5 protein-coding genes are annotated in these 6,151 nt (G+C 66.2%); all 5 read left to right on the forward strand.

What is annotated here, in order from left to right; genetic code table 11:
- Nucleotides 1–477, forward strand: a 477-nt coding sequence (locus tag EOA85_RS37715; protein ID WP_164759860.1) for a hypothetical protein, incomplete at its 5' end; no start/stop codon positions are given.
- Complete coding sequence (locus tag EOA85_RS25000) at nucleotides 477–2,957, forward strand: discoidin domain-containing protein (RefSeq protein ID WP_127211554.1); 2,481 nt, start codon at nucleotides 477–479, stop codon at nucleotides 2,955–2,957. The genes EOA85_RS37715 and EOA85_RS25000, both read left to right, overlap by 1 nt.
- Complete coding sequence (locus EOA85_RS25005) at nucleotides 2,957–3,526, forward strand: hypothetical protein (RefSeq protein WP_127211555.1); 570 nt, start codon at nucleotides 2,957–2,959, stop codon at nucleotides 3,524–3,526. Before EOA85_RS25000 ends, EOA85_RS25005 begins: the two co-directional genes overlap by 1 nt.
- Before the next feature lie 3 nt (nucleotides 3,527–3,529).
- On the forward strand, nucleotides 3,530–5,746 hold the full coding sequence (locus tag EOA85_RS25010) for a hypothetical protein (RefSeq protein WP_127211556.1): 2,217 nt from the start codon (nucleotides 3,530–3,532) through the stop codon (nucleotides 5,744–5,746).
- A partial coding sequence (locus tag EOA85_RS25015; protein WP_164759861.1) for a hypothetical protein occupies nucleotides 5,743–6,151 on the forward strand: 409 nt, incomplete at its 3' end. The genes EOA85_RS25010 and EOA85_RS25015, both read left to right, overlap by 4 nt.

Below are 6,151 nucleotides of genomic sequence, written 5' to 3' on the forward strand. Positions count from 1 at the left end.
TACCCCTGGCAGCACTTCAAGACCTTCGGAAAGCTGCAGCGTACCGCCGCCGAGACCGACGTGCAGTGGACGTACAAGTTCACCTTGCCGGCCGATTGCCAGGACCTGCCTTTCGCCTATTTCGACCGGCCGGACTGCCGCTTTCCCTTCATGGTGTTCGAGCATCGCGACAATCTGCTCTACACCGACGCCGAACAGATCTGGGCGCAGTATTCGCGCATCGTCGAACCGGGCCTTTGGCCAGGCTATTTCATGGACGTTTTCACCCTCAATCTGGCAGCCGAATACGCGCTTGCCATCCGCGAGGACGAGCGGTTGCGCGCGACCTTGCTGCGCGAATGTTTCGGCCCGCCTGAAATGCACGGCCAGGGCGGCCGCTACGCGCTCGCCACCAGTATCGACAGCATGAAGTCGCCGGCCGCCCAGGTCGGCAACGGCAGCGATCCATTCGGCGGGCTATACCGGAGCGGCGGCTGATGGCTCGCATGCTCGAAGTCCAATCGACCTTTTCGTCGGGAGAGGCCGATCCGAAGCTGATTGAGCGTCGCGACGTCGAGTTCTATTATTCGGCGGTGGAGCGCGGCCGCAACGTTGTTGCGCTGCCGCAGGGCGGTTTCAGCAACGTCTCGGGCACGGTGTCGGAAAGCCTGTTGCGAAACCCGGTCGCATCGCTGGGTTTCGTCGGCGCCACCATCACGGCGCCGAACGGCGGCACGGCCGCAAATCTGACCGATGGAGACCCCGCCACCGTCCTGGTGACGGCTGCCGCCGGCGCAGGCACCGTCGTCGCCGTTCATGTCGACCTCGGCGTGGCCAAGACCTTCTGCGCCTTCGACGTGATCGGCGTCTTCGCCGAGCTGCTCGCCCGCGACCAGTGCCTTGCGGTGCAATGGTCGACCGACAACGTCGCCTGGAACACGATCCAGACAATGGACATCGACAAGACCGCCGAAAACAAGCGGTCGCGGCGCTTCGCCGTGGGACCCGGGCTTTCGATCACAGCGCGTTATCTCCGCGTCGTCACGACGGGCGGCGCCGGTCTCGGCACAATCACCATTGCCGGCATCGCGCTTTGGGCGGAGGGCGCCTATGACGGCGCGGTCCGGCTCGCCAATTTCAATTTCCGACAAGGCCAGGAATACACGCTGGCGCTGACGCCGAACCACGGCGACGTGTTCTTTAACGGCGATTGGCAGGCGTCTTTCAGCACTCAGATCAGCACAGGCCAGCTCGCCGCGCTGGACTGGACGCAGAAGCTCGACAGCTTCCTGGCGTTTCATGAGGACCTGGAGACGCCGCTGATCAAGCGGCAGGGACGTAACACCGAGTGGAACTTCGCGCCCTATCCGTTCAAGAACTTGCCGATTGAGGATTTTGGCGGCGTCTATACCAATGGCATCAACGCCGTGCAGCGCATCCAACTCTACAGCTTCGGCGGCGTCGGCAAGTTCTTCGACCTGATACTTGAAGGGCAATCGACCGCGGCGATCGCAACGGGCGTCGACAACATAGCGACCGCTGCCAACATCGAGGCCGCGTTGGAGGCGCTGCCGAACGTCGAGCCCGGCCTCACCGTCACATCGCTGGGCGGAAATTCGTACGACGTGACCTTCACCGGCGGCGACAACGCCGGCCGGCCGTGGCTGGTCATGTCAGGCACATCGCTCGAAGACGGCGGCAACGTCGTCGTGCGCGAGATCACTAAGGGCGTCGAGCCAGGCGAGCCGGTGATCTCGGCGGCGCAAGGCTGGCCGCGCACTGGCATCTTCTATCAGCAATCGTTGCTGCTCGCCGGCCTGAAGGCGTTGCCACGCCACATCATGAAATCGGTCACCGGATCGCCGGACGACTTCAACACCGAAATCGTAACTGCCAATGGCGGCATGCTGTTCGAGCTCGACGGCGGCACCGCCAACGAGATCACAAAACTGCATTCCGGCATTGCGCTTTTGGCGCTCACGCGCGATGCGATCTATTATCTCGACGCCGACGCGCTGTCGAAAACGGTCGTGCCGGCTTTCAAGCCGACCGAACAGCCCGGCATGAAACGGGGCGTGCCGCTGGCGTCGATCGAGGGCGGCCTCGAATATGTCGAGAATGGCGGCAACATCTTGCGCGAGCTCAAATTCTCCGAGCTGCAGCGCAATTTCTCGGCGCAGAACGTTTCGGTCCTGTCGTCGCAGCTGCTTCGCGATCCGGTCGACCAGACGCACCGGCGCGCCATTCAAAATCAGGAAAACGACCTGCTCTACGTCGTCAACAGCGACGGCACGATGATCCAGATGACCGCGCTGCGCTCGGAAAACATCACCGGCTTCACCTTGCGCGAGGGAACCGGCCAGATCGTGGCAGCGAGCACCGACAGCGAGCAGAATGTCCGCCTGGCCGTTTCGAGAACCACCAACGGCGCCTCCCGGCTGTGGCTCGAGCGGATCGACACCGCCTGCGTGACCGACGCCGCCCAGGTGGCGACCGGTGTCGACATCACGTCGATCGCGGTTCCGGCCGCCTTCAACGGGGAGATCCTGCATGTGTTCTGCGACAAGGCCTATGTCGGCACGCGCACCGTCGCGGCCGGCGCGATATCAGGCCTGCCGGCTTGCGCACGTATCGAAGCGGGCTATGCGGTGCTGCCCGATGTCGTCGACATGCCGGTGCTGAAAGACGAGGAAGCGCAGCGGCCGCTAGCCAGGCAGAAGCGCTGTTCGACGCTGCACCTGTCGCTGTTCGAAACCGACCATATCGCCGTCCAGGTCAATAGCGGCCCGATTTACGAGGTGCCGCTGATGCAGCTCGGCGAGTTCGAAGTCGGCGAGAGTATCGGCGACCGGCCGTTCACCGGCACCGTGCATCTTGAGGGATTTCTCGGCTTCACCGAGACCGCCCAGGTCCGCATTCTTGGGCTTCGCCCAGGGCGCATGACCGTGCGGCAGATCAGGAAGGAAGTGAGGGTCTGATGGAACTGGTGATCACGCTCGGCTCGCAGCTTCTAGGCGCCGTTGGCGTGACCGGCGCCACCGCCGGCGGCGCCGCGGCCGGAGCTGCCGGCGGATCCTCGCTGCTATCGACCATTGTCCAGGGCGGCCTGACCGCCTTCAGCGCCGCCGCCGGCATCGCCCAGGGCGTCGCCGGCCAGAGCGCGGCCAAGGTCGAGGAGCTCAACGCCGCCGCCGGCGCCGATCGCGAGAAGATCGCCGGCGAGGACGAAGCGCTGCGCATCAACCGGGCTCTGGCCGAGAGCATCGGTGAGCAGGCGGTCGCCTTCGCCGCCGCCGGCATCGACCTGTCATCCGGCACGCCGCTGCAGGCCAGGCAGACGGCAAAGCAACGCGCCAACGAGGATCTCAACATCAATCGGTCTAATACCAGCTCGAAGGTCGCCGCCTGGAATTCCAGGGCCTATGCGGCGCGCGCGCGAGGCAGGGCGGCGAGGGCAAGCGGCATCGCCGGCGCGATCGGCGACATCGGCGGTTTTGGGCTGGACGTGATCGACCGCGGCGGTCCGCTCGGCAAGAAGGTGGCCTAGGCGATGGCGGACGTCCCGACTTACGAACGGAGGGTAGGCCCGGACGGCGAGCCGCAGTTCGACAGCAATCTCGGCGCCGACGCCTATTACGGCCGTCTGCGCGGTGAATTGTCGGCGCTGGCCAACAAGGTCGGCGGCATGGCCGACCGCGCCGCCGCGGCCGAGGGCGAGACGGCGGGGCTGATGGCTGGCCTCGACCCCAATTTCCGGCCCGGCCGCGCGAGCACGATCTATGGCCAGGCCTACGACCGCGCCGGCACGCGGGCATGGCTGGACAGCCAGGAAAACGCGCTCGCCGAGCAGATGGGCGCCCTGGCGCTGCAATTTGAGGCCGACCCGGCCGGCCTGGCCAAGGCGATCGCCGACTTGCAGGCGCAGACCTCCGGCGCGCTGGCCGACAAGAATTTCCCGGAAGCCAATGTCGCCTTCGCCGGTTTTTTCTCGCGCGCCCGCACAACCTACGTCCGCGCCGCGATCAAGGACAAAGCCGACAAGGACAAGGCGAACTGGCTGGCGACGGCCAATGCGGCCAACCAGCGGCGCAACAATGAGGTCGACCGGATCACCCATGCCGGCGGCCTCGACGACGAGGCGCAGAAGGTCGCGGCCGGCGCGGCCGAGGAGGAACGCCGCGCCAACGAAGCCCTGGTCGACGCCGGGGTGATCTCGCCGGAGGAGGCTCGCAAGCGCAATGAGGAGGTCGCCAAGCGGGCGAAGCTCGGGCCGTTCATCGGCGCGTTCGACAATCTCAAAACCATCCCGGAAAAGCAGAAGCTGCTCGCCGATTTCGACAAGCAGTACAATGAGAACGCCGGCGGACTGGCCGACCTGATTTCCGGCGACGACTATCAGCAGCTTCGCCGCTACATGGAAACCAAGATCAACGGCGCGGAGGCCGACAATAAGGCGGCGATCTCGGGCATCGACCGGGCCGCCGGTTCGATCGAGGATCGCGCGGCCGAAGGCTTTCCGGTGCCGCCGGCCGAGGCGGCGGCGCTGCGCCAGGCGGCCGAGAACACCGGCGATCCGGCGGCGATCGGCCGCGTCGAGGCGGCCGAGCAGTTCCAGAAGCTCGGCCAGCAGCTGGTGACCATGTCGCCGATGGAAATCGAGGTTCTGCGCCGCCAGACGGTGCTCGACATGGAAAAGAACGGCGCCAGCCAGCGTTCCATGGACGTGCTCGCGGCGATCGACAAGGTCAAGTCGAGGATGACGACGGCGCTCGACACCGATCCCTATGCGTGGGGCGCGCGTTCCGGCACGATCAAGCAGGTTCCGGCGCTGACGCTTGGCGGCGACATGATGACGCCGACCTTCGCCGCACGGCTCGCGGCGCGCGACACGATGCGCGCGCGTTACGGCCGTAAGGTTCCGTTCTTCACCGCCAACGAAAGGGAGAGCATCGCCTACATCGCCCGCAATGGCGGCCCGGCGGCGCTTGACCTGGCGCAGGGGATGATCAAGTCGCTCGGCAAGGAGGCGCCCGGCGTGCTGGCCGAGATCTCCGACGACGCGCCGGTGCTGACCAACATGGCCGGCCGGCTGGCCAGTGGCGGCAGCCTTGCAGCGGCGCAGGACGCCATGGCGGCGATCGAGGCGCGCAAGGACAAAGAGTTCAAGCCGGTTTCTATTCCCGAGGCGCAGGAGGGGATCGCGGCGGCCGGCAAGCTCGGCGGCGCCTATCTCGCCGATCCGAAGTCGGAGGCTGCGGTGCGCGCCGAGGCGAAGCTGATCTTCGAGAAGCGCGCCAGGGATCGCGGATTGACCGGCAAGCTCGAGGATGATCCGGAAGCCAAGGCGATCTATGAGCAGGCGCTCGACGATGCCGCCGGCGCCACGACCCGCAACGGCGTCAAATATGGCGGGCTCGACGAGGTCAACGGCGTCAAGGTGGTGGTGCCGCCCGACGTGCGCGCCGGCGAGATCGAGGAGACGCTGCACCGCATCGACAATCTGGCGGCCCTGCCGCCGATCGGCGCCGCCAACGGTGTCACTATCACGCCGCAGCAGCTGCAGGGCGCCACACTGGTGACGGTCGGGAACGGCAGGTATCGCGCGGCGCTCGGCGATCCGCGCACCGCCGATCCGCGCTATGTGATGAAGCCGGACGGCACTTTCTGGACGGTCACGGTCGATGAACTGCGCAAGGCCGTTCCGGCAGTCGAGGATCAGCCCGCGGCCGCCGGCGCCGGCTGGATGGGCAGGCGGATCAAGAAGTGAGCGGTTTCTGGTACGAGCCGCAGGATCCGGCATTCTTCACCGCGGCCGGCGGACAGGCCTCGCTCGGCGAGATCTACCAGGCGGCGCGTGACGCTTCGCTCTACGTCGACAACACTTTCGCCGCGCAGGCGGCGATGGAACGGGCCTATGACGATCGCAACGATCGGATCTTCGATCTAACAGGCGAAAAACTCGACAATCCCTACCGCATGGGCTGGCGGGGCATCGACCAGCAGGCGCGCGATCGCGAAGCCGGCGTCTGGGAAGGGCCGCTGCAAAGCGCGGTTTCGAGCTGGCAAGGCCGGGTCCGCGAGCTCGCCGGCCGGCGGCCGGAGCTGGCGGCCGAGTTGATGCCGACACGGTCGATCGAGGAAGACGCGCTTGCGCTGACACGCGATGCCGATC

The sequence above is a fragment of the Mesorhizobium sp. M5C.F.Ca.IN.020.29.1.1 genome, assembly GCF_003997375.1.
Taxonomy (GTDB): domain Bacteria; phylum Pseudomonadota; class Alphaproteobacteria; order Rhizobiales; family Rhizobiaceae; genus Mesorhizobium; species Mesorhizobium wenxiniae.

Coding starts and splice junctions, on each gene's coding strand:
- EOA85_RS25000 (WP_127211554.1), top strand. CDS start 477: ATGGCTCGCATGCTCGAAGTCCAATCGACCTTTTCGTCGGGAGAGGCC.
- EOA85_RS25005 (WP_127211555.1), top strand. CDS start 2,957: ATGGAACTGGTGATCACGCTCGGCTCGCAGCTTCTAGGCGCCGTTGGC.
- EOA85_RS25010 (WP_127211556.1), top strand. CDS start 3,530: ATGGCGGACGTCCCGACTTACGAACGGAGGGTAGGCCCGGACGGCGAG.